The organism is Caloramator sp. mosi_1 (genome assembly GCF_028622835.1).
Taxonomy (GTDB): Bacteria; Bacillota; Clostridia; order Clostridiales; family Caloramatoraceae; genus Thermobrachium.
In genome coordinates, this window is record NZ_CP117677.1 from 271,789 (window position 1) to 296,362 (window position 24,574).

The window sequence follows — 24,574 nt, forward strand, 5'->3', positions numbered from 1 at the left end:
CTCCTATCTTGCATCTGTTGTGTAATTTGGTGCTTCCTTTGTAATGTATATATCGTGTGGGTGACTTTCCCTTAACCCTGCTGATGTTTGAACAACAAATACAGCCTTTTCCTTTAGCTCATTAAGATTTCTTGCTCCACAATATCCCATACCAGCTCTTAATCCTCCAACTAACTGATAAAGGGTGTCTGAAACAGGACCTTTATAGGCTACTCTTCCTTCTACTCCCTCTGGAACAAGCTTTTATTGCCATCTTGGAAATATCTATCCTTACTTCCTTTTGCATTGCGGCAATAGAACCCATACCTCTATACACCTTAAACCTTCTTCCCTGATAAATTTCCTCTTCTCCTGGACTCTCTTCACATCCTGCAAGAAGTGAACCCATCATAACAACAGATGCACCTGCTGCAAGAGCCTTTACTACATCTCCTGAATACTTTATACCACCATCTGCAATAATTGGAATTCCATACTTATCTGCCTCTTCTGCACAATCCATTACTGCTGTAAGTTGTGGTACACCAACCCCTGCAACAACTCTTGTTGTACAGATTGAACCTGGACCTATTCCAACCTTTACACAATCTGCACCGGCAAGTATTAAATCCCTCGTTGCTTCTTGAGTTGCAACGTTACCTCCTATTACCTGTAAAGAAGGATAAGTCTCCTTTATTTTATATACTGTATCTAATACTCCCTTGGAATGACCGTGGGCAGTATCTACAACTATTACATCAACTCCTGCCTCATAAAGGGCCTTTACTCTGTCCATTGTATCTAAAGTTACTCCAACTGCTGCACCAACTAAAAGTCTTCCCTTTTCATCCTTTGCTGAGTTTGGGAATTTTACTGCCTTTTCAATGTCTTTTATAGTTATTAGTCCCTTTAGGGCATAGTTTTCATCAACAAGTGGCAGCTTTTCTATTTTGTGGCGTCTTAGTATTTCCTCTGCTTCCTTTAAACTTGTTCCAACAGGTGCTGTTATTAGGTTATCCTTTGTCATAACTTCTGCAATTCTTCTTGAATAGTCCTTTTCAAATCTTATGTCTCTGTTTGTAATTATTCCAACTAATTTTCCACCTTCAACTATTGGAACACCTGATATCCTATATCTTCCCATTAGTCTATCTGCATCTTCTATTGTATGTTCTGGAGATAAATAGAAGGGATCTGTTATTACTCCGTGTTCTGACCTTTTTACCTTATCTACCTCTAAGGCTTGTTCTTCTATAGGCATGTTTTTGTGTATTATACCTATTCCACCCTCACTGTGCCATTGCTATTGCCATTTTAGATTCTGTAACTGTATCCATACCAGCACTCATAAGAGGAATGTTTAATTTTATTTTTTAGTAAGATATGTTGAAACCTCTACATCTTTAGGTAATACATCTGACTTTTGTGGAACCAATAAAACATCATCAAATGTGTAGGCTTGTTTTAAAATTTTCATTAAGAATCCTCCTCCCCTTCAACATGCCCTTAGGGGAAACAAAAAGCATATTGCTCCCCAAAAAGAATGAGTGAAGTGCAATATGCATACGCAAAGCAACCTCACTCATAGTCGGAGGTTTACGGCCCCCGGTAGAGACTCCCGAACCATATTATCGGGATTATATGAGTAGGCATGTATTCTTTATTTATTTTAGAGTATTATATAGGTTTTAAAGTGGTTTGTCAAGTTAAAAAGTGCCATACAGATAAATTATGGAATTTTATGTTAAATAAAGTTACGCAAAGCATTTTAAAAATCAGAATTATCTGCTTTATACCTATTATAAACCACAACTTTTTATTTAAATAAACTGTCTAATTCGATTGATAACCCCTCAAAAATACTTGATTTTATATTATTTGCAAAATAAATAACTGGTTCTCCATAAACCCCTTCACTTGTTAATGAGAAAATTTCTACTGTTTTATTAGAAGGTGATACAATCCAATATTCCTCTACTCCAAATCTTGAGTATAAATCCATTTTCTTAACATAATCATAACTGGAATTAGATGGAGACAAAACCTCAACAACAAGTGCCGGAACGCCTTTAAAGCTGTTTTTATTCATAGGTTTTTCACCACATAATACAAAAATATCTGGTTGAACTTTATTAGTTTCATTTTCATTTTCAAAGATTATATCAAAAGGTGCAATAAAAGGCATACACCCATTTTGAGTTTTATCAAAATATTCAAGGAATTTTGCATACAATCTTCCTACAACGTGTTGATGTATTAATGTAGGTGTAGCGTGTAAAAATATCTCCCCATTTATAAATTCTGCGTACTTTTCATCTTTGGTTATTTCTAAAAACTCTTCATATGTATACTTTTTCCTTTGTGGTAACCCCATAAAACCACCTCATAACCATTATAATAATTAAGTATAACATATATAATACTTATATAAAAGAAAAATAAAAATTAGATATATTGTATATAGAAAATTATAGAATTTATATTATAACTTTTTTCGATTATTACTTAATATAAATAGAAACTACTACTTTATCAACCAAATCCATCTCATTATCAAATTCACGTGAACTACCCCCACCTATAGAGGTGGTGGCTTCGTGGTCAAGATAGCTTCTGCTACCAGATTACCCACACTCAAAGGGCTGTTCCATCCCCAATTTTACCATCTACATAGCTAATTTTAGCAAGTTTTTGACGCATTTATATCTCTATCGTGATTAGCACCACAAATTGGACATTTCCATTCTCTTAATGCTAAATTCTTTACATCAGAATTTTTATATCCACACTCTGAACATATTTGACTTGATGCATAGTTTTGCGGTGCTATTATTACTTCTCTTCCATACCATTTTGCTTTATATTCTAATATTCTTCTGAATTCTGACCAACTAACTTCTAAAATTGCTTTTGCTAACTTATGATTTTGTTGCATATTCTTTACTTTTAAGTCCTCTAAAACTATAACTTGGTTTTCGTTTATAATTTTAGAAGATACCTTATGAAGAAAGTCTTTTCTTTGATTTGCTATTTTTTCATATAGTTTTGCAAGGTGTAACCTTGTTTTTTCATAGTTTTTGCTATATTTTTGTTTCCTGCATAAATCTCTTTGGAGTTTCTTTATTCTCTTTTCTGTTCTTCTTAACCATTTTGGATTTTCTATCTTTGTTCCATTTGATAATACTAAAAATCCTTTAAGCCTAAATCTATTCCTACTTTGTTATCTACTTTAGGCAGTTTCTTTATCTCTGTTTCTACAAGTATTGAAACATAGTATTTACCTGTTGGTGTCTTTGATATTGTTACTGATTTTATTTCACCTTCAAATAATCTATGCTGTTTTACTTTTATCATAGTCTTTAACTTTGGTATTTTTAGATACCCATCTATAAGTGCTACTGTGCCTTTTTGGTTGTTTGTTGTAAAAGATTGATATCCTCTTTTCTTCTTGAATTTTGGGAAACCTACATTTTTGTCTCTAAAAAGTTTTTATATGCCTTCTCTAAATTTATCTGTGCATTAGCAAGAGCAAGACTATCTACTTCTTTTAGAAAAGGATATTCTTTTTATATTGTGCAGGAGTTGTTTTAAGCATTTTTCCAGTTTGTTTGTAATGTTCTATCTTATCGTTAAGCATTTTGTTGTATATAAATCTCACACAACCAAATACTTTAGATAAATATTCCTTTTGTTCTTTTGTTGGATATATTCTATATTTATAGGCTTTTAACAAAGCTACACCTCCTTCCCTTAGGTATATATATTTTTTGACTACTTCATTAGTTATCTACTATATTATCATCAATAACTTTTCTTCTATATCTCATTACTAAAACAAGATGATAATATAGCAAGAACACTGAATGATCATTATTATCTAAATCTATGTATCTATATAACCTCATTTTTCTAATGCTTATTTTACATCTGAACGATGAATTTGTTAACTGACATTCATCACCCACTTATAGAAGTGGGCGACTTTTGTCATTAATTAGGTTAAAATAGCTTATCTTACCATTAAGGTCTGTGTAAGATAAGCTATTTATTATTTGTCATTCAATTCATAAAACCATTTCCTTTTATTGTTAATTTCACATTCACCTGGGTGGCACTTTAGGATGTCCACGCAAATTTCATAACTTCTATCTTTTCTTTTTCTGTTTTTGCTGTAGCTGATAACTCCTTTAGCTGTTTCTCTATCTCATCTCTATTTTTTATATAAATTTCTCTATCTTTTCTTCCTTCCTCAACCTCTTTAATTTTTTCTCTTTGTTTTTTCCAATACTCTACTGCTTTATCTGTATCTTCTTCTTTAAAAATACATTGCTTTCTACAAACCACATAGGCTTGTAGGTTGAAAGACAAGGTAATGATGAACCTGTTGCCCATATGTTTATATCACCATCTTTAAGTTCTACAACCATACTTCCTGTTGTTTCACTGGATATTAAACTTCCCTCGTGCATACATATATTTTTCATTGAACCATTTATTCTGTTACCTTCTTCCCCTTCGTGATGTCTAAGTATATTTATAAAATCATCCACTGTTAAACTCCCCTTTTACTCTTTAAGAAATTATAGGTTATATTTCTCCTAAAATCACCCTGTGCTACTCTTGAAATGATTTTATTTTCATATCTATCCTTAAAGTTAAAATTATCTCTACCTAATATCTTTCTATAAACAAAATTATCATCAACGTCACTACTTAACATATCATAGTCATTAGTTATGCTTAAGGAATTAGATATACTGTCTACATCTTCTATTTTCTTTATCGCCCATATTTTATCTGCTGTTTCGATTTTATAGGCAGAATTAAAATCAGCTACTATATAGCTGTTGTGGTATTTTAGATTTTTGTATAACCGCATTTTCCACCCTGCCCATAGGTTTTTACAAAATATACTATGTATCCAAGAGCTTCAATTGCTGTTTTACTTCTTTCAAGGGAAAGCCTTAGAATATCCATACCCAAAAGTGCTGGAGGACCTTGCTTTTCTTTTGTAAATACAGCTTCATTGCCTATAACAACTCCATATTCGTTAACCCCCATCTCTGCACCAAAAATCCAGGATGGCTTAAACAAAATGCATTCATAGGTTTCCTCTGCCTGTGGAATTTCTATATAAGTACATCTTACCGTATCACCCTTACTATGTTTTCTTCTTGGAGTTTTTATTATTATATGAGGCTCTTCCTTTTCTCTATCGCTGTTTTTACCAAATATAACAGAGCCACTTTTAGTTGAATTGCTTAATGCAATCAATGTATCACACATACTTATCCCCACCCATAAAATAATTTTAAATAATTCTTTCTGTATTTTATATTCGAAAAAAACTTTAATATTCCTTCAAAAACATCTTATCTTGTATATAATTTTTAATCATAAAAGGTGACCTTGTAATTTTAATACAAAGTCACCTTTTATCATTAATATGTTATTACGTTTTGAACCTCATATGCTTGTTTTAAATTTTCATAGAAGTGGGCTTCTGCCGTTCTCACATATGGAACTAACCATAAGAATCCAATACCAATTGTTAAAATACATAACAATCCCCATCCTATGAAACTAAGGTGAAGTAAAAATAACTTTCCTTTAAATCCTCTCATCATTTGCTTACTTCTCTTTATAGCTTCCATTGCACCTATTTCGGGATTATCTTTAAGTATATAAAAGACATTGAATAACTATATGCTGCTATAATTCCAGGTATAATCAACAATAATGACCATAAAAAACAAAATATAGTTATTAATAATTGGGCTAAAAAGGCTTTTGTAAAATTCTTAAATCCATCAAATAAATTTTCAAGTTCTAATGATTCCTTTCTTACGAGTCTTAAAAAACAGCTTGCAAAACCTAATGCAAAAGGACCACCTATAAGAATACCAATTAGCCATCCTAAGTATGGTACTGCTCCTGGAATACCTGTTAATAAGGAACCAAGGAAACATACAAGTATTGCCATACCCCAGTTACCCTTTAGGCTCTGTCTTGCGTCAAACCTTAACTCAGCATTACCTTTGATTAGTGAATAATTAACGTTCATAAAAAACCTCCTTGTTAAATATTTGTTTTACATTATAATGTATTAAATACAAATATTCAATATTTTCGACAAAACATTACAATTGTTTCTAACTATATTTTATAATGCTAACCATAAATACATAGTAATTTTATTTGCAACAAATCATTTATATCAGCTTGTTGACAAACATAAAAGGTGATCTGTTTATGAAATTGCCCCTTCAAAGGATTTCAAATTGGCATACTTCATAAGCTTAAGCAAGTGCAGTTTTAGACTTTGAAATAGTCCTAAATTCAGCACACGATGTGCCGAGCCGAGCGGCCCTCAAGGACGAGGGCATCGCGAGGGTAGGACTTTTTCAAACAAAGAAAAACTTAGACTTGCTTAGTGAAATGAAGGAATGCCAAAGAAATCCTTCAAGGGGCTAAGCATATTATAGCTTTTTCAACAGCCTCACCTATCAAACTATATGTGATAGGTATATTTTAAACCTTATCTACACTCAATCTCTATAATATCTCCATTATTTATCTTATCTGTAAAGGAGGCTTCTTTTCCATTAAGCATCAATTTAACTGATTTTGCATTTTTACATCTACATCTATATAGTTAAATATATCTACATATATATATCCTTCTTGTTTAAAAGGAAGCTTAATTGGTTCCTCATTAACTATAACTGTTATATCCTTCTCAAGGCATCCTTGTGTGTTTCCCTCTAAGATTATAACTTCATCTCCATCTTTAAGAAGATAATTCCTATCTTCATCTCTTCCATTAACCTTTGCTGTCTGATTATCCTTTAAAATATCCTTCAAATAAACCATTGCATCTCGTCCATCTGCCGCAAAATTAATTACTATTTTATCCCCATCCTCCACAGTATCAAGGAGTGTAGCAACTTCACCATTTTTAAATATCATTGCAGGCTTTGCAGTTTCTCCTAAAAATTTCTTTTCCTGTCCATTTATTTTAACTGTAATTCCCCTGCCTGATTGTCCAAACAACTGCTCTGGCTTTATACCTAAAAGAGAAAATGCATTTGCTATTTTCTGTTTACCAGAATTATATAGCTTAACTTCCTTTTCATTTACCTTAACTGTTATAAAACTGTTTGTTGTATTTATCGAATTAATTGCTATTCCAATTGGAGTCACACAGTCAGGTCCATTAAGCTTTTTACCCTCATATATTACATTTTTTATTGCCTCAATCCCCCTGACTGCAACTCTATCCTTAGGTAAGTTAAGTCTTTTGGCAACTTCTTCTGGTAAGCTGCCAACCTGACTTCCTCCTCCAACTAAAAACACAGCATTTGGTGCTCTTCCATTTAACTCAATTATTTTTTCTGAGATAAGTTCAGCAAGTTTTCCCACCATCGGACTAATTGCCTTTTTAATTTCATCTAACTTTACCGTCTTTTTATTCCCCAAAACATCGGTATATTTATATGTCTTTTTCTTAGTATCAAGAGCAATTTTTATCTCCTCTGCAGTATTAAAATCTACCACAAGATGATGACAAATAGCCTCTGTTATTTCATCTCCAGCAAAGGGAACCATACCATAGGCAACAACAGTTCCATCCTTTGTTATTGCAATATCAGATGTTCCAGCTCCAATATCAACTAAAGCTAAATTTAAAAGCCTTAATTCTTTTGGTATAACAGCATTCATTGCGGCTATAGGTTCAAGGGTTAAACCTTCTACCTCAAGTCCAATATTTTTAATTACAGAGTACAGACTATCAACAACCGATTGAGGAAGAAAAGTTGCAAGAATCTCAACCGCCACCTTCTTCCCCTTATGCCCCTCAAGAGAAGTTATAATATAATCATTTAGGTAGTAATTTATTACGCTATATCCAACACAATAAAATACTTCTTCACCATCTCCTATATCAACCATTGAATACGCATTAGACAATGCCTCCATCTCTAAAGTACTTATTATTCCACTATCTATTATTATTCCTTCCTTTAGAGACATTTCTGCTCTTGACCTTGTGGTTTTTAGTATTCTGCCCGCTGCAGCAATTGATACCTTTTTAAATTCAACCCCTTGTCGTTCTTCTATTCTTTTTTAACCTCAAGGGCAACATCAGATACTGCCTGTATATCGTGCACTTGTCCATCCATCATTGCTCTTTTTTATGCTCTATTATCTCTTCATCCACAATATTAACTTTTTCATTTTGATATGTATATGCAACACCTATTACCGTTCTTGTACCTATATCCAACGCAAACTTTATATTCTCCACGTAACCACCTCTTAGATTTTTAATAATCTTAATTTGAATATTATGGTAATTTCACCTTTCACCTGGGTGGCACTTACTATCCCCCAATTTAAATTATACATATATTATAGACAAAATACTATTATATTTTATATATTTATACATTTTACGATCACATAGAATATGTTATATTTTCAATTTTTTTAGCGACAGGCATTTTTATAGACTTGATGAGGAAGAAACTTGAGCAAAATAATATACATAACAAATAATTGGTATGATTTTGAAATTGATTTTTTATCATTAAAATTCTAAGAAATCAGTGTCGGTAACATATATGCAGTAGTGTCAAACGATCGTTCAAGAGCAGTATAAAAAATCCCCCTTAATACAAGAGGGATTATCTTATGATTTTATAAGTAAACCTAATCTCATTTGTTTCTGGATCAATTGAATAGTCAATATTATTGTTTTTAAATACATTTATTATTTCAGTTCTAATTTTCAAATTTAGATCGTTTGAATTATTAATATAGTAATTTATTAAATCATATGATTTTGATTTTAACTTTTTATTTTCCAAAAGATAGTTTACTAAGTTGGAATGGTTTAAAATATCTTGATTTATAAGCTCATCTAAATATTTCAAATCATCAACTGTTACTATATTGGATTTAGATATGGTTACCATCTCTGCTAAATTAGCTTTTATATTATTTTCATCTAATTTAATATTCCCATCAAGATATTGTTTAATTAACTCCATATTTTCTTTCTTCAATTCTATAATTTTTTTATGGTTTATAATGTAATTAGCAATTTTTTCTTGATTATATTCTCCCTTAATCATTCTATAACCCAAGTTACTAACAGGTGCTACTTTTGTAACTTTAGATACAAACAGAGGTCTTATCCATGTATAAATAGCAAATATATTCCACATTAATAGAACTACACCTAATAATGAATAATTTCTTCTACTTCCTTGTTTTCTTTTCTCTATCAACCCTTCTTTCTCAAGCTCTTTTATTTGTTTTCTAAAATTCCTTTGTCTCTCATTAAGCATTTATTTCACCCCAACTTTTGTATTCACAGAAATTATATTATAAAAACTTTTATCCAAAATAAATTATCTCTCCTACACTAATTTCTCTAAAAGTTCCCTCCTTTGCCTCTATAACAAAGAAGGCATCCTTAACATATACAACTTTTCTCCTCCCTAATGATTCTATCTTTTTATAACCTTCATATCTTTATTTAAAAATATTACATCTATATTGAACTTCATAAAAAATGTATGAATGCTATTACAGGGTTTAAATAATATTGCCTCATAATGTGATTTTTTCTAAACATATATCCAAATAGCCTATCTTTAAAGCTATCCGCTATATATACATTACATATTTTTTATTATTATAAAACAGCTTTTGCATATAATCACCTTTAAATACCGACTTTTAGATAGTTGACTTTCGTTACCTTAAAAGAAGTTATACATTTTAATAATTGCTGGTCCTAAAATTATAATAAATATAGTTGGGAAAATGAAAAATACAAGAGGAAACAACATTTTTATGGGTGCCTTCATTGCACTCTCCCTTGCTCTTTGTTTTCTCTGTTCCCTTAAGTTTGCAGACTCTATTCTCAATACTTTTCCTAAACTAACACCAAGTTCATCGGCCTGAATTAATGATGTAACAAACATAGATAACTCCTTAACATTACATCTATCACTTAAGTTCTTTAAGGCTACTTTTCTTTGAATACCCATTCTTATTTCCTTTAATGTCTTTGCAAATTCATCACTCAAATCTCCTTCTATGTTTTCAATAACCTTTGCTATAGCACCATCAAAGGATAAGCCCGCTTCAACACTTACAGTTATTAAATCTAAAACATAGGGTAAATCCCTTAATATGTTTCTTTTTCTTATGGTTATTTTTCTTGAAATACTAAAATTAAATAAAAAACTTGTTAGGATACAAAATAAAAGAGCCATTAAAATTGATTTGAACTGATTTTTTAAGCCAAAATTAAATACAATAAATGTAGAAAAAATACGATTAGTATTGTTGCTGTTTTATTAAACACCCATTTTTCTAAAGAACCTTTTGAATATCCTGCCTCCTCTAATCTTTTCCCAAGCTTATTTATTTTGTTGCTTGAGTAAATCTCATAAAAATTCAGAAACCCAATTATATATAGGTAATACAGCCCTTTCTAAAAAGGCGTATTTTCTACTTCACCTAATTCTATTTCCTCTTTTATATTTTTTAATCTATCTTGAAGGCATATTTTCGACTTGTAGATGTATAAAAGGATTGTTGAAAAAGAGAAAAAACAAATAAAAATATCATCGCTATTAGTATAATAAGCATACGTATCACCTCAAATCTCAATGCTTATTACCTTTTTATGATAAATAGTCCCGCAAGCTCACTTAATAAAGAAAATATAAGCATTCCAATCCCTATTTTTGTAGTAAGAAGAAGCATAATATATTCTTTATTAAATATATAAATTACTCCACCTAAAAACACAGGAAGCATTGAGATTATCATACCTGTCAGTCTTCCCTGTGCAGTTAGAGTCTTTAACTCATTTTTTATCTTTTGTCTTTCCCTTATAGTTTCTGATATATTATCAAGTATTTCGGAAAGATTACCTCCTATATCCTTTTGAATCAATATTGCATTAATAAGTATATTTAAGTCCTCCGATTCAATTCTGTTTTGAAGATTTTTAAAAGCTTCAACATCAGGCAATCCCAAACTCATTTCCTTTAATAGCCTTTTAAACTCCTTTCCTAAGGGATCCTTTATTTGTTCACTAACTACTGCAATTGCCTGTAAAAGGAATATCCCGCCTTAAGTGAATTTGATATTATAATAATCGCTTCTGTAAGCTGTTCATCAAATTCCTTAATCCTCTTCTTCTTTTTAGACGTAATAATGATATTAGGCATCTTATATAAAACTACTAAAACTATAAAACAAAGTACTAAATCCCTCGATATTAAATATACAAATAGAGAACCCACTAAAGATAAAATTGACTTTATTACTAAAAGTTCATTGTATGTTAATGGTATATCCGCTCTTAGCAGTTCTATTTCCTGTTTTCTCCTTATACCACTATTGAATTTGAAATTTGGTATTATCTTTGAAAAAGTCCTTAAGATATTTCTCTTTTCCTTCTTTTCAGCAGCTTGATATATTTCATATCCTTCATCAAAATACTTAAGCTTATCTACAACCTTTGGCCTTGAAAATAAAAGCATAAATATTCCTAAGAAAAATGATAAAGATATTATAAAAATCATAAAAATAATTAAAACCATACTAACCACATCCATATCACATAAATATTTCTTGCGGGATGTTTATTCCCTTTTCCCTTAGCTTTTGAATAAACTTGGGCATGACTCCTGTAAAAACAAAATCTCCCTTAACCTTTCCCTTGTTGTCTAATCCCTTTTGCTCAAATCTAAAAATATCCTGAAGTATTATTACATCCCCTCCATCCCTTGAACTTCTGTAATATGAGTTATCTTTCTACTACCGTCCATAAGCCTTGATTGTTGTATTATTAAATCTATCGCAGAAGCAATTTGATCTCTAATTGCCCTAACTGGTAGATTCATACCGGACATTAAAACCATTGTCTCAAGTCTTGAGAGCATATCCCTTGGTGAGTTGGCGTGACCTGTCGTAAGAGAACCATCGTGGCCTGTATTCATTGCCTGAAGCATATCAAGAGCTTCTCCCGATCTTACCTCACCTACAACTATTCTATCCGGTCTCATTCTTAAACTGTTTTTAACTAAATCTCTTATGGTTATTTCACCTTTTCCCTCTAAATTGGCTGGTCTTGTCTCAAGCCTTACAACGTGTTCCTGTGACAATTGTAGTTCTGCAGCATCCTCAATTGTAATTATTCTTTCTTCATTTGGAATAAAAGAAGATAAAACATTTAATGTTGTTGTTTTTCCACTACCTGTTCCTCCAGATACAACAATGTTTAGCCTTCCCTCAACACAATATCTTAAAAACTCAGCCATCTTTGATGTAAAGGTTCCAAATCTAACTAAATCCTCAACCGTAAAGGGATCCTCTGAAAACTTTCTTATAGTAATTGAAGGTCCATCTATTGCAAGAGGTGGAATAATTGCGTTAACTCTTGAACCATTAGGAAGTCTTGCATCAACCATAGGTGAACCTTCATCTATTCTTCTACCAAGAGGCGATACAATCTTCTTTATAACGTGCATAACGTGATCATCATTTTTAAATTTTGCATCTGTAAGAGTTAATTTTCCATTTCTTTCTACATATATTTTATTTGGTCCATTTACCATAATTTCTGTAACACTTGAATCCTTCAAAAACTGTGTAATAGGTCCAAACCCTATTATTTCATCCAACAATTCCTCTTTAATCTTTTTCTTTTGCTGGTTTGTAAGATTAAGAGATTCTTCCTCAATACATCTTATTAATATTGCATTAATTCTTTGTTTTAGTTCCTCATTGTCATCTGATATATCCTTAAAGTCTATATCTAATTCTTCTATAACCTTGTTTTGTATTTTTGCCTTTAAATTAATATATGGATCCACTTCTTTTCAACTTTACTCTGCCTTTTATCAACATTTTTTTCTTCTAATCTTTTAATAAGAGACATACCCTGCCCCCTTTATTATAGTTCTAACGTTTTACAAAGCGTTTCTATTGATTTTTCTAATTTATTCTTAATAAACTTTGTATTACCTATAAATGGTCTTCCTGAATTTATTGAATTTATTACTGTTTTTTCATCCTCTGGAATTAGCATAAATATACTCTCTTTAAAAACATCTTCTGCCTCTTTTTGCCTACCCCGTACTCTGTATTATACTTGTTTATAACTATCTTAACTTTTTATTATCATAACCAAGAGACTTCATAACTGATAATCCAAGTTTAGTATTTTTAAGTGATGCAATATCAAGATTTGATATAAACAATATATAGTCCGAATTATCCAGTATAAAAAGTGTAGAGTCACTAAAGTTAACACCAGTATCAATAACTATAAGGTCGTAATATCTTTTTACTATATTAATAATCTTTTCTATAGTTTCCTTTCCTATATATTCTGCAGCCTCTGGTTTTTAGGTCCAAATAGTATATCCAAGTTTTTGTTGTAGCTGAAAAAATAGGGTTTTAAACTTGAATATGAATCTAATTGTTCATCATCTATTGCATCAAGTATTGTTTTGTAATTTACGCCATCGACAAATATTGAAATATCTCCAAACATTAAATCTAAATCCATTAATAATACCCTTTTATTTTTACTCATCTCAATTGAATAATTAACTGCAAGGGTAGTTTTTCCAACCCCACCCTTTGAACTAAAAAATGTGACTATTTTACCTTCTCTTATTTCATTTACCACTTCACCTTTTGATTGAAGGTTTTTATACCTTTGATAAGTTATCTTAATTGTTTCAACTAAAGTTTCGTAACTAAATGGTTTTATTATATATTCCTTAGCACCATAAAACATTGCCTTTTTTAAATATTCACTCTCTGCCTGAACAGACATTATTATTACAATTACATTAGGATATAATTCTGTAATCTTCTCCGTAGCCTCAAGCCCATTTAATACAGGCATATTTATATCCATTAAAATAACGTCTGGTTTTACCTTAGATATAAGATCTATTACTTCTTTTCCATCCTCTGCTTCTCCAACTAACTCAAAATCATCCTCAAATTCAACTATTTTTCTAACTATATCCCTTGTCTCTTTTACATCGTCAGCTATTAATATTTTTATCTTTTCCATATTATCACTCCTATTACTTTGAAACAGGAACTTTAATAATCATACCAGGTATTATCACGTTTTCGTTTTTAATATTGTTTATTTCCTTTAACAGGTCGTAATTATCTGGATGTCCATAAAAGGCTCTACTTATATTTCTAAGTGTATCTCCTTTTTTACTTTGTAGTAAACATACTTTTCTTCAGTTGATAAAAAAATCTTTTTCGATAGTACCCTTTGTATTTATTGTTTCGTTACTTCTAACTGGTCTTAATGATAGCTTAATTTTTCCTATATCTTCTGCAAGAACTAACTTTTCAACATCCTGTGCAGGAACTGATAGTGTAACAAAAACCTTGCTGGAATTTTTCCATCATCCTTTGGATTGTTTTCACGAGTTAAATTTCTATCAACAGCAAGTACCTGAACATTTTGCAAAATAACCTTTGCTATATCTTGCCTTATAACCCTACCATTCTCTTTTTTTCAGATAAAGAAACTATTATATCAACATAATCCCCAGGTTTTAAAAGATACGAAACTCCTGTATCCCCCGTCACATTAACTGAAACTGCTCTATGATTTTCATCTATAATAAAACTTAATTCGTTTATTTTCTCAGTTTGCAACTTATCAATAATTATAATCTCATCCTTTAATATGTTTTCTTTTGTAATTTTACCAACCACTAATGTATAATCCTTAATGTATCCTTGTTGAACACTATCCTTTGGAAGCTTTAGTTCCTTAAGCATTTTTCTATCTATTAATGTACCCTTTGGTATGTTAGTTGCTGCAATTATGACATTTGTGTATTCCTCCACTTTATTAGGAGTATTTAATTTATTTAAATACACGTATGCAATAGCTGTAATTAATATAGATAGTATAAGTGAAATAAAAAGCAATCTCTTAGCCATAGAATTCATCTTTATCACCTACCTTGAAAGCTTGACACCATATAATCCAGTATCTTCAAGACTCATATCTATGTCTGCATTGGTGACATATTTTATAAATCTTCCTTGTATCTCAGCCTTTCCTGATTTTTTCTCAATATCCTCAACATAAAATTGAGCAAAACCTACTACCAACACCATTTTTCTACCATTTACCTCCATTGTGTTTACAAGTGGTATAGTCCATAGTCTTACAGAATCCCTTTGAAAATTTTCAAAGGTGCTGTTCTCTGAATTTATATAGTTCTTCAAATCATTTACAACACCAGCCATATTACCTGGTTCTGTATCTAACAGATCCCCTACACTTATAACACCATCATATCCATACATTGCATTTATATAAAAAACATTTGAACCCTGCCCACCTATTGCTAAAACATTATAGTTACCCTTATATCCATCTCCTGATTCTTCCTTTAAGGTAACTAAATCACCAAAGGAAAAATCATATGCTACAACACCAAAGGGTCTAACCCCTCCCTTTATACTTTTAGCAGGCCCTAATATAGCCTTTGATTTGGCTCTAACACTGCTTTTATTTACCCCAAATATCTTTGCAAAAATGATTAACCTGCTTTTGTGCTTCAACCTCTATACTCTTATTGTTTTGAGCTATTACTATATTTGCATTTTCTTCATCAACACCGTTTTTCTCAAGATACTCACTTGCAATTTCAAATGCAGATTGTGGCTTATTTGGAAGCTCTAAAGCAGCTGCTAACGCTGCTGAATCTACTGCATTTTCAAGTTTTATCCTTTCTGCATAAACAAGTCCAACATCAATCACATACGCAGCAAAGGAAATTAAAATCGAAAATATTAAGACTACAAAAATAGCTGCATTTCCCTTCTTCTTCATACACTCACCCTCATTCAACCCTCATAGAGGTCTCTCCCTTTAAAATTACACTGCCTCCTAATATATTTTTTATTATGGGTATTATTAAATCATATTGATATTCTATCTTTATCTTAAGTTCATCCCCTGATTTTCTGTTTGTATCACTTGGAGTAATAGTTAAATTTACTTTTGTTTCATCAAGATTTTCTAAACTATCTAACACCACGTTATAAATTTCATAATCATTTGCTCCCATTATTCCCTGCCTTGCCCCTTCCCTTGATGCATTTTGAATGGTTAGATATGAGTTTAGCATAATTCCAAACTCAGCAATTCCCATTATTATCAAAAGAAGTATAGGAAGTATTATTGTAAATTCTATAAGTGCTTGTCCTTTTTTCTTTTTCTCATCACCATCGCCTCTTTTGGCTTTACTTTTCAAGTTAATAAAATGACATGGACATTTAGCAGCTTCTTTACCCCACCTTTGTCCATGTCATAAATACTTTAAATATCCCTTATAAAATACTATCTTACAGTGCATATTATTATAGATTATTCATTATTTCGTTAAATTTTGCTGCAATTGCTGGTCCTAATAGTACAAGCGATCCAATTACTACTATTGCAATAAGAGCTACTAACAGTGCATATTCTACCATACCTTGTCCTTTTTCTTTGAAATCATCAATGACATTAGATTTCTTATCATTTTTAATACCTCCTTAAAATTTTGCTTTTCGATTTGTTATTTGATACTTTTATTATAAAAAATATATCAGTTATAAGTAGAATTCTAAGTCCTTATATTTAATTTCTATAGTCATAAAAAATAGGGACTAAAGTCCCTTTTATAATACTCCTCTATATTATTCTCAATTGCAACAATAGCTGCCTGTACCCTATCCTTTACATTAAGCTTGTCAAAAATATTCGTTGCATAGTTTTTTACTGTTTTCTCCGATAAAAACAGCTGCTCTCCAATTTCTTTGTTGCTATAGCCCTGAGAAATCCTTAGTAAAACTTCAACTTCACGTTTTGATAAACTATCGAAAATGCTGCTTTTTTGTTTTCCCTTGACTTAATACCACTAAACACTACTGAAACAAGTGATTTATCTATATATTTTTCACCACTATAAACTGTTTTTATTGCATCTACTATTTCATTGGCTGCTGAATCCTTTAGTATATATCCATCTGCACCTATATCTATTGCCTCAAATAAGGTTTTTTATCACTCTCTACTGTCAATATTATTGTTTTTATATCAATATTATCCTCTTTTATTTTTTCAATACATCAAGCCCACTTAAATTCGGCATATTTATATCTAAAAGAGCTATATCTACTTTATTGTTTTGAATAAATGTTAATGCTTCCTTGCCATCCTTTGCCTTAAATATAACTTGCATATTCTCTTCTAAACTAATTATCTTTTCAAGTCCTTCCCTAATAAGTGTATGGTCATCTGCAATAACTATTTTAATCTTCATCCTTTAGTACCCCCTATTTATAGGAAGTTTAATTTTAAATTTTGTTCCCATTCCTTTTTGATGCAATTTCTATCTCGCCCTGTAGCTGATTTACCCTTTCCATTATACCCAGCAGCCCATAATTAGTTCCTTGTTGCTTTACTCTGTTTAAAGTTTCTTCTATATCAAATCCAATTCCATCATCGGATACAATCAGCAATAGATATTTAAGTCCATAGTCTAATTTGATTTCAACCTTTTTTGCCTTTGAATGTTTCTTTATATTATTTAGTATTTCTTGAACTATTCTATACACTGCAACTTGAATTATATTTTCTACTTCATCTTTTATTGGTTTTAATTTTAATTCAATATCTATATTGGTTTCTTCCTTTATTGTTTTTACATAGTCCTGTATTGTCTGTATTAATCCTAAATCATCAAGGGACATTGGTCTTAAATCAAATATTATAGACCTAATCTCTTTGAGTGCTGTTTTTAGAACATCCTTAAGTTCTGCAAGTTCATTTAATCCCTTCTCTATATCCTTCTCTATTACCTTTTAGTAAAATCAATTCGCATTACAGCTGATGCAACATATTGGGCTGGTCCATCGTGTATATCCCTTGCAATCCTTTTTCTTTCATACTCTTGTGCCTCAAGTATCTTAATACCAACCATCATCTCCGACTCTTTATCCTCAAAACCTATATTTGATATTACCTCTCCTTCAAGATATTTTAATGCAACACTTATTTGGCTCATTATTTTTGGGCATTGTTAATATTTTCCTCAATATTTTTAAGTTGAAGTTCTAATCTATTTCTTTTTCCCTTAAAAGTTTTTCTTCATTTCTTTTAGTCATAAGCTGAAGTCTTACTTCATACGTCTTATCATATACTTCTTTAATATCCTTCTCTGTATATTTATCAAATTTACTTGAAACTTCAGCTAATTTTTGTCTCATCCTTTTATCCATTTCCTCAAGGTCATCAACTTCTTTTATAACCCTTTCAATATCCTGCTTTATCTTAGTTATTTCAACTAATAAATCTATCTGCTCTTTTTTATATTATCTATTATATTTACTATCATTTCCTTGCTTGACATTATCTCGTCTATAACCTTTTTAATTATGTTGTTTATTTCCTTCAAATCTTTGTTGGTCTTCCTCATTAAAACCACTCACTTTTTTAAATTAATATTTTAATTTAATTATAATTTTTATTTAATTTGCAATCAATATATTTTATGATAAAAATTGTTAACAAACCTCTATAATTATTATTCCTCAAAAACAAAATAAGTGTACCTTTTTAAGTTAGGTACACTTATTCCTTCATATTGTTCTAATTATTTTTTCTACATTTTTTATAGGTACATTATTCTCTACTGCAATCCTTTTAAATCCTCATATTCCGCTTTAATATTTACTATTCTATCTTTATATTTTGAAACTTTAACCTTAATATCTCCATAATCCGTTGATATTGTTTTTGTCTCTCTTTCTAACTCCACCCTATCTAATTTAATTTTTCTAACTCCAATTGTTGTAGATTCTGTAAATATAATATCTAAAATCTTATCTTCAATAGATTTAGAAACAATCACATTCAATACTACAGCAGGTCTATTTTTTTCATATAGATTGGAGTGTAGTATACATCCTTTGCCCCTGCCTCTAAAAGTTTATCCATTAAATATCCATACATTTCACCTGTCATATCATCTATGTTGGCTTGAACTAAAAAATCTCATCCTGATTATCATCTGACAAAATTACTCTTAATACATTTGGTTTTTCTGTTTCCCTTTGCCTGCACCATAACCAACAGACTTTATTACAATAGGACACTCCATTTTAAATTCGTCTGAAACAGCCTTTATTATGGCAGCACCTGTTGGAGTTGTAAGTTCAAGCTCCCTCTCATCCGAATACATAGGTACCCCTTTTAGTATCTCTGCTGTAGCTGGAGCTGGGACTGGAAGTATTCCGTGTTCACATTTTACAAATCCTCTCCCTGTATTAATATAAGAGGATATAATCTTATCTATTTTTAAATAGTCAAGGCATATAGAAAAGGCTACAATATCTACTATTGAATCCGTTGCCCCAACTTCGTGAAAATGAACATCATATAACTTTTCTCCGTGAACCTTAGCCTCTGCCTCTGCCACTATCTTAAATATTTTTTTGAAAGTTCCTTTACTGATTTGTTTAATTCGCTTTTGTCTATAATCCCCTCTATATCAAAAAGGTTTCTTGAGTGATGTCTATGTTCTGTTAGTATAACATCAAACCTTGTTGCATCAATTCCTGCCCTTTTTACTCTACTTATCTCTATTTTATACTCCTCATCTATATTTAATTTTTTAGTTCGTTTAATAGGTACTCCTTGGAAACACCAAGATCTAAAAGCGAAGCAACCGCCATATCTCCACTTATTCCAGAAAAACAATCAAAATATAGTATTCTCAAAATTACTCAACTCCCTTTGCTACTCTTTTGTTTATTGTAGATGCTATATATCCTGCCCCAAATCCATTATCAATGTTTACAACTGAAACACCTGCTGCACAGGAATTTAGCATTGTTAAAAGTGCTGAAAGACCATTAAAATTTGCACCATATCCTACACTGGTTGGAACCGCAATAACAGGAACATCAACAAGACCTGCAACAACCGAAGCAAGTGCTCCCTCCATTCCTGCTACTGCAACTACAACATTTGCTCTTCTTATTCTTTCAAGATTATTAAATAGCCTATGTATTCCTGCAACACCAACATCATATATTCTATCTACATTATTTCCAAAGGTCTCTAATGTTATTGCAGCCTCCTCTGCAACCTTTATATCTGCTGTTCCTCCTGTCACAACCGCAACAAGCCCTATTTTTTCTATTTCTTTTGGATTAATTACACAAACCCTTGCCACTTCACTATAAACAAGATTATCTGTTACCTCCAAAATAGCGTTATAGGCTTCTTTACTAACTCTTGTAGCAAGTATGTTTCTATCTTGTTTAAGCATATCTTCAACAATTCTTTTTAAATGTTCAAGCTCCTTGCCTTCACAGTATATAACTTCAGGGTACCCTACTCTAATCCCTCTGTGATAATCAAGTTTTGCAAAATCTAAGTCCTTATACGGAAGATTAATTAACTTTCTTAAAGCTTCATCTAAATTAACCTCTCCATTTTTATATCCTTCAAGTAGTGTAATAATATCCTCCTTATGCATTACTTACCTCCCCATCATAGCTTCCTCTTTTATATCCTGATAAATCAAGGGTTACAAATTTAAATCCTATCTCCTTAAAATATATATTTATATCCCTAATTAGTTGTTTATCGAATATTTTATCCATATCCTTTGCATCAACTTCAATTCTTGCTAAGTTGTTATGACATCGAACTCTTACCTGTTTAAATCCTTTTTAATCAAATACACCTCTGCCCTATCTATCATAATTAATTTATCTTTAGTTATTGTATCACCATAGGGTATTCTTGTAGCAAGACAGGCATAAGAGGGTTTATCGTGGGTTTTTAAACCCATAATCCTTGATAGTTCTCTTATTTCTTCCTTTGTTAATTCAGCCTCTAAAAGGGGACTTTTTACACCAAGCTCCTCAAGTGCCCTTTTGCCCGGTCTATATTCAAACAAATCATCATAGTTTGTTCCATCACAAACATAATTTATTCCCATATCCTTTGCATAATCACACAGACTTGAAAATATATGTTTTTGCAGATATAGCATCTATCCTGTGGATTGTTTTTAAAACCCTCTACTTCTTTTATAGGATCAACCTTTATATTTACGTATTCCACACCTATTTTTCTTGCAAATTCTGATGCTTCTTTTAGTTCCCAAGAGGGGTAAATATATGATACGGCAGTTGCTGCAACCACCCTATCTTCTAATACATCCTTTGCTACTTTTAACAAAAATGTACTATCAACACCTCCAGAAAAGGCTATCATAACACTTCCCATATCATTTAAAATTTCTTTTAACCTATCTAATTTATTTTGCAATATCATACCTTCACCTCTTCAAAACCTTCTTCTTAAATTATACTATAAAATAAAAATATATTCATCTACTTAATATATGACTTAAATTTACCATAAAAATTATTTCATTTGTTTATTTTGCGTAATAATTAAAAACACTTTTAAATTTATAACTATTTATATATGTATTGAAATTTGTCGAATTCTGTATTAAATTATAATTTGTCGTTTTAATAAAACAAGAAAGGAGATACGTATGGAAAAATTAATGAGTTTAATCGGGGTCATTGTTCTTATTGGTATTGCATTTTTACTATCCGAGAACAAGAAAAAGTAAATTGGATCTTAGTTGCTAAGGGTCTTACTATCCAAATCGTATTTGCTCTTATAGTTTTAAAGTGGCCAACAGGTCAAAAGATATTTGATGTTTTAAGTAGAGGAGTTACAAAACTTCTTGGATTTACAACTGAAGGTACCTCCTTCTTATTCGGAAGCTTAGTTGATTCAAGCAAATTTGGTGTTGTATTTGCACTGCAAATTCTTCCAACTATAATATTCTTTTCAGCACTAATGAGTGTACTTTATTATCTTGGAGTAATGCAGGCTGTTGTTTCATTTTTAGCTAAAATAATGCTAAAGCTGCTTGGAACTTCAGGTGCTGAATCACTATCAAATACTGCAAATATATTCCTTGGTCAAACAGAAGCACCACTGTTAATAAAACCATACGTAAACGATATGACTCGTTCAGAGCTTCTTACTATAATGGTTGGTGGAATGGCAACAGTTGCAGGTGGTGTTATGGCAGGATATATAGCAATGGGTATGGATGCAGGACACCTAATTGCAGCAAGCCTTATGGCTGCACCAGCCAGTCTTATGATATCAAAGATTATGATTCCTGAGACAGAAGAACCAAAAACAAAGGGCGAAGTTGCTATGACATTTGAGAAGATGGATGCAAATGTTATAGATGCAGCTGCACGTGGTGCTGCTGAAGGATTACAGCTTAGCCTTGGTGTTGGTGCTATGCTGATAGCCTTCGTTTCATTAATTGCACTAATAAACTATATTATTACTAAGTTAGGTCTACTTGTAGGTATAAATTATTTAAGTCTTGAATGGATATTAGGAAGACTATTTGCACCAATAACATTTGTAATAGGTGTACCATTTAAGGATATAATACAAGCAGGTAGCTTAATAGGTCAAAAGATAGTTATTAACGAATTTATAGCCTTTGCAAATCTTGCTGAACTTGTAAAAGCAGGAGCACTTGACAAGAGAACAATAACTCTTTTAACTTACGCTCTTTGTGGTTTTGCAAATATAGGTTCAATAGTAATTCAAATTGGAGGAATTGGTGGAATTGCACCAAATAAACGTTCTGATATAGCAAAGCTTGGAGTTAGAGCTCTAATTGGTGGAACACTTGTTGGACTTTTAAACGCTGCAATAGCAGGATTACTAATATAAAAGGATTGCTTAAATGCAATCCTTTATTTAAGAATGATATAAAAAATGGATTGCCAAATGGCAATCCATTTTTTATTATTAATACATATCTGGCATTCCGCCTGGCATTGCTGGAGCTTTTTCCTTTTCTGGAAGCTCAGCAACTACAGCTTCTGTTGTTAGGAATGTTGAAGCAACTGATGCAGCGTTTTGAAGTGCTGATCTTGTAACCTTAGTTGGGTCAACTATTCCATTTTCAATCATATTGATGTATCTTTCGTGTAGAGCGTCAAATCCTACACCCTTATCTGAAGCCTTAACTCTTTCTACTACAACTGCACCGTCAAATCCAGCGTTTTCAGCTATTTGTCTAACTGGTTCTTCAAGTGCTCTCTTAACTATGCTTATACCAACCTTAACGTCTTGTTCAGTTTCCTTTTCAGCAAGCTCTGCTACTGCTGGAATTACATTGATGTATGCTGTACCACCACCTGGTACTATACCTTCTTCTACAGCAGCCTTTGTAGCATTTAGAGCGTCTTCTATTCTTAGCTTCTTTTCCTTAAGTTCTGTTTCTGTAGCAGCACCAACCTTGATTACTGCAACTCCACCTGCAAGCTTTGCAAGTCTTTCTTGAAGCTTTTCTCTATCGAAGTCTGAAGTAGTTTCTTCGATTTGAGCTCTTATTTGTGCTACTCTTGCCTTGATTTCTTCTTTATCTCCTCTACCGTTTACGATAGTAGTGTTTTCCTTAGTAATCTTAACTCTTTCAGCACGTCCAAGCATTGTAATGTCTGCTTCCTTTAGGTCTCTTCCAAGTTCTTCTGAAATTACTTGACCACCTGTTAGGATAGCAATGTCTTGAAGCATTTCCTTTCTTCTGTCACCAAAGCCTGGAGCTTTAACAGCAACACAAGTGAATGTTCCTCTTAGCTTGTTAACAACAAGTGTTGCAAGTGCTTCACCTTCAACATCTTCAGCTATGATAAGTAGCTTTCTTCCTTGTTGAACTATTTGTTCAAGAACTGGAAGAATATCTTGAATATTTGATATCTTCTTATCTGTTATTAATATGAATGGATCATCTAAAACAGCTTCCATCTTTTCAGCATCTGTTACCATATATGGGCTGATATATCCTCTATCAAATTGCATTCCTTCAACAACTTCAAGTTCTGTTCCCATTGTCTTTGATTCTTCTACAGTGATAACTCCTTCGTTACCAACTTTTTCCATAGCATCAGCTATAAGTTGACCGATTTCTTCGTCAGCAGCTGATATTGAAGCAACTCTTGCTATATCTTCCTTACCATTAACTTGCTTTGATATCTTCTTTATTTCGTCAACAGCAACGTCAACAGCCTTCTTTATACCAGTTCTAACTAACATTGGATTTGCACCAGCTGTAACGTTCTTTAAACCTTCTCTTATTATAGCTTGTGCAAGTAGTGTTGCAGTTGTAGTACCATCACCCGCAACATCGTTTGTCTTTGTTGCAACTTCCTTAACAAGTTGAGCACCCATATTTTCATATGGATCTTCTAATTCAATTTCTCTTGCTATTGATACACCATCGTTAGTTATAAGTGGTGCACCAAACTTCTTATCAAGAACAACGTTTCTTCCCTTTGGTCCAAGTGTTATTTTAACAGTGTTAGCAAGCTTATCAACACCTCTTTGCATTGCACGTCTTGCTTCTTCACCGAACATAATTTCCTTTGCCATATGTCTCTACCCCTT

27 protein-coding genes, 8 pseudogenes and 1 riboswitch are annotated in these 24,574 nt (G+C 31.8%); of the genes and pseudogenes, 1 reads left to right on the forward strand and 34 read right to left on the reverse strand.

All coding sequences use genetic code 11. The features are described 5' to 3' along the window. Positions 1-3: 3 nt before the first annotated feature. The 33 genes and pseudogenes from guaB to larE form a co-directional block, all read right to left on the reverse strand. A pseudogene (gene guaB, locus PL321_RS01895) lies at positions 4-1,456 on the reverse strand (IMP dehydrogenase). 88 nt (positions 1,457-1,544) lie between these two features. Next, a riboswitch (purine riboswitch) is annotated at positions 1,545-1,644 on the reverse strand. A gap of 151 nt (positions 1,645-1,795) precedes the next feature. Continuing rightward, positions 1,796-2,353, reverse strand: a complete 558-nt coding sequence (locus tag PL321_RS01900) for a Uma2 family endonuclease (RefSeq protein WP_273963270.1) — start codon at positions 2,351-2,353, stop codon at positions 1,796-1,798. Positions 2,354-2,645: 292 nt separating this feature from the next. Next, a pseudogene (gene tnpB, locus PL321_RS01905) lies at positions 2,646-3,712 on the reverse strand (IS200/IS605 family element RNA-guided endonuclease TnpB). A gap of 52 nt (positions 3,713-3,764) precedes the next feature. Next, positions 3,765-3,866 (reverse strand): annotated as a pseudogene (locus tag PL321_RS01910) (IS200/IS605 family transposase); the annotation flags it as partial. A gap of 229 nt (positions 3,867-4,095) precedes the next feature. Continuing rightward, the gene (locus PL321_RS01915; protein ID WP_273963271.1) at positions 4,096-4,323 is read right to left on the reverse strand and encodes a hypothetical protein; all 228 of its coding nucleotides are present in this window, start codon (positions 4,321-4,323) and stop codon (positions 4,096-4,098) included. Continuing rightward, entirely contained in the window at positions 4,269-4,529 is a 261-nt protein-coding gene (locus PL321_RS01920) for a hypothetical protein (RefSeq protein WP_273963272.1), read from the reverse strand. The genes PL321_RS01915 and PL321_RS01920 overlap by 55 nt, the downstream gene beginning before the upstream one ends. 2 nt (positions 4,530-4,531) lie before the next feature. After that, positions 4,532-4,858, reverse strand: a complete 327-nt coding sequence (locus PL321_RS01925) for a hypothetical protein (protein WP_273963273.1) — start codon at positions 4,856-4,858, stop codon at positions 4,532-4,534. Further along, on the reverse strand, positions 4,837-5,265 hold the full coding sequence (locus PL321_RS01930) for a hypothetical protein (protein ID WP_273963274.1): 429 nt from the start codon (positions 5,263-5,265) through the stop codon (positions 4,837-4,839). The genes PL321_RS01925 and PL321_RS01930 overlap by 22 nt, the downstream gene beginning before the upstream one ends. Positions 5,266-5,420: 155 nt before the next feature. Beyond that, positions 5,421-6,043 (reverse strand): annotated as a pseudogene (locus PL321_RS01935) (DUF975 family protein). Positions 6,044-6,591: 548 nt separating this feature from the next. Next, entirely contained in the window at positions 6,592-8,013 is a 1,422-nt protein-coding gene (locus PL321_RS01940) for a cell division FtsA domain-containing protein (RefSeq protein WP_273963275.1), read from the reverse strand. 148 nt (positions 8,014-8,161) lie between these two features. After that, on the reverse strand, positions 8,162-8,287 hold the full coding sequence (locus tag PL321_RS01945) for a hypothetical protein (protein ID WP_273963277.1): 126 nt from the start codon (positions 8,285-8,287) through the stop codon (positions 8,162-8,164). Positions 8,288-8,666: 379 nt separating this feature from the next. Further along, a complete protein-coding gene (locus PL321_RS01950) occupies positions 8,667-9,332 on the reverse strand; it encodes a hypothetical protein (RefSeq protein ID WP_273963278.1) in 666 nt (221 codons plus the stop codon). 417 nt (positions 9,333-9,749) lie between these two features. Continuing rightward, positions 9,750-10,268 (reverse strand): type II secretion system F family protein, encoded by a 519-nt coding sequence (locus PL321_RS01960; RefSeq protein ID WP_273963279.1) that lies wholly within the window; start codon positions 10,266-10,268, stop codon positions 9,750-9,752. A gap of 406 nt (positions 10,269-10,674) precedes the next feature. Continuing rightward, entirely contained in the window at positions 10,675-11,130 is a 456-nt protein-coding gene (locus PL321_RS01965) for a type II secretion system F family protein (RefSeq protein WP_337961032.1), read from the reverse strand. Next, positions 11,103-11,609 (reverse strand): type II secretion system F family protein, encoded by a 507-nt coding sequence (locus tag PL321_RS01970; RefSeq protein WP_273963280.1) that lies wholly within the window; start codon positions 11,607-11,609, stop codon positions 11,103-11,105. Before PL321_RS01970 ends, PL321_RS01965 begins: the two co-directional genes overlap by 28 nt. A gap of 16 nt (positions 11,610-11,625) precedes the next feature. Beyond that, positions 11,626-12,949 (reverse strand): annotated as a pseudogene (locus PL321_RS01975) (CpaF family protein). 15 nt (positions 12,950-12,964) lie between these two features. Continuing rightward, positions 12,965-13,099 (reverse strand): hypothetical protein, encoded by a 135-nt coding sequence (locus PL321_RS01980; protein WP_273963281.1) that lies wholly within the window; start codon positions 13,097-13,099, stop codon positions 12,965-12,967. A gap of 294 nt (positions 13,100-13,393) precedes the next feature. After that, positions 13,394-14,101 (reverse strand): response regulator, encoded by a 708-nt coding sequence (locus PL321_RS01985; RefSeq protein ID WP_273963282.1) that lies wholly within the window; start codon positions 14,099-14,101, stop codon positions 13,394-13,396. 288 nt (positions 14,102-14,389) lie between these two features. After that, positions 14,390-14,518 (reverse strand): hypothetical protein, encoded by a 129-nt coding sequence (locus PL321_RS01990; protein WP_273963283.1) that lies wholly within the window; start codon positions 14,516-14,518, stop codon positions 14,390-14,392. Positions 14,519-14,541: 23 nt separating this feature from the next. Continuing rightward, a complete protein-coding gene (cpaB, locus tag PL321_RS01995; protein ID WP_273963284.1) occupies positions 14,542-15,009 on the reverse strand; it encodes a Flp pilus assembly protein CpaB in 468 nt (155 codons plus the stop codon). Positions 15,010-15,018: 9 nt separating this feature from the next. Beyond that, on the reverse strand, positions 15,019-15,630 hold the full coding sequence (locus PL321_RS02000) for a hypothetical protein (RefSeq protein ID WP_273963285.1): 612 nt from the start codon (positions 15,628-15,630) through the stop codon (positions 15,019-15,021). Next, positions 15,578-15,901 carry a TadE/TadG family type IV pilus assembly protein gene (locus PL321_RS02005; protein ID WP_273963287.1) on the reverse strand — a complete coding sequence of 108 codons (324 nt, stop codon included), beginning with the start codon at positions 15,899-15,901 and terminating at the stop codon, positions 15,578-15,580. The genes PL321_RS02000 and PL321_RS02005 overlap by 53 nt, the downstream gene beginning before the upstream one ends. Positions 15,902-15,911: 10 nt before the next feature. Then, entirely contained in the window at positions 15,912-16,325 is a 414-nt protein-coding gene (locus PL321_RS02010; protein ID WP_273963288.1) for a TadE family protein, read from the reverse strand. 106 nt (positions 16,326-16,431) lie between these two features. Continuing rightward, a complete protein-coding gene (locus PL321_RS02015; protein ID WP_273964342.1) occupies positions 16,432-16,602 on the reverse strand; it encodes a Flp family type IVb pilin in 171 nt (56 codons plus the stop codon). 104 nt (positions 16,603-16,706) lie between these two features. Next, positions 16,707-16,940: a response regulator transcription factor gene (locus PL321_RS02020; RefSeq protein ID WP_273964343.1), complete on the reverse strand. Its 234-nt coding sequence runs from the start codon at positions 16,938-16,940 to the stop codon at positions 16,707-16,709. Positions 16,941-17,168: 228 nt separating this feature from the next. Continuing rightward, the gene (locus PL321_RS02025) at positions 17,169-17,378 is read right to left on the reverse strand and encodes a response regulator transcription factor (protein WP_273963289.1); all 210 of its coding nucleotides are present in this window, start codon (positions 17,376-17,378) and stop codon (positions 17,169-17,171) included. 34 nt (positions 17,379-17,412) lie between these two features. Continuing rightward, positions 17,413-17,808 (reverse strand): sensor histidine kinase, encoded by a 396-nt coding sequence (locus PL321_RS02030; protein WP_273963290.1) that lies wholly within the window; start codon positions 17,806-17,808, stop codon positions 17,413-17,415. A gap of 104 nt (positions 17,809-17,912) precedes the next feature. Continuing rightward, positions 17,913-18,122: a histidine kinase gene (locus PL321_RS02035; RefSeq protein WP_273963291.1), complete on the reverse strand. Its 210-nt coding sequence runs from the start codon at positions 18,120-18,122 to the stop codon at positions 17,913-17,915. Positions 18,123-18,171: 49 nt separating this feature from the next. Further along, on the reverse strand, positions 18,172-18,414 hold the full coding sequence (locus PL321_RS02040) for a hypothetical protein (RefSeq protein WP_337961033.1): 243 nt from the start codon (positions 18,412-18,414) through the stop codon (positions 18,172-18,174). Next, complete coding sequence (locus PL321_RS02045; RefSeq protein WP_273963292.1) at positions 18,411-18,533, reverse strand: hypothetical protein; 123 nt, start codon at positions 18,531-18,533, stop codon at positions 18,411-18,413. Before PL321_RS02045 ends, PL321_RS02040 begins: the two co-directional genes overlap by 4 nt. Positions 18,534-18,696: 163 nt before the next feature. Beyond that, positions 18,697-19,836: pseudogene (gene larC, locus PL321_RS02050) on the reverse strand (nickel pincer cofactor biosynthesis protein LarC). Between the two features lie 2 nt (positions 19,837-19,838). Further along, positions 19,839-20,600: a nickel pincer cofactor biosynthesis protein LarB gene (gene larB, locus PL321_RS02055; protein ID WP_273963293.1), complete on the reverse strand. Its 762-nt coding sequence runs from the start codon at positions 20,598-20,600 to the stop codon at positions 19,839-19,841. Beyond that, a pseudogene (gene larE / locus PL321_RS02060) lies at positions 20,593-21,406 on the reverse strand (ATP-dependent sacrificial sulfur transferase LarE). The gene larB and the pseudogene larE overlap by 8 nt, the downstream one beginning before the upstream one ends. Before the next feature lie 229 nt (positions 21,407-21,635). Between larE and PL321_RS02065 the strand changes: the two are divergent. Further along, positions 21,636-22,855, forward strand: a pseudogene (locus PL321_RS02065) (NupC/NupG family nucleoside CNT transporter). Between the two features lie 78 nt (positions 22,856-22,933). Here PL321_RS02065 and groL read toward each other — a convergent pair. Beyond that, positions 22,934-24,559 carry a chaperonin GroEL gene (gene groL / locus PL321_RS02070; protein ID WP_073249484.1) on the reverse strand — a complete coding sequence of 542 codons (1,626 nt, stop codon included), beginning with the start codon at positions 24,557-24,559 and terminating at the stop codon, positions 22,934-22,936. Positions 24,560-24,574 lie beyond the last annotated feature (15 nt).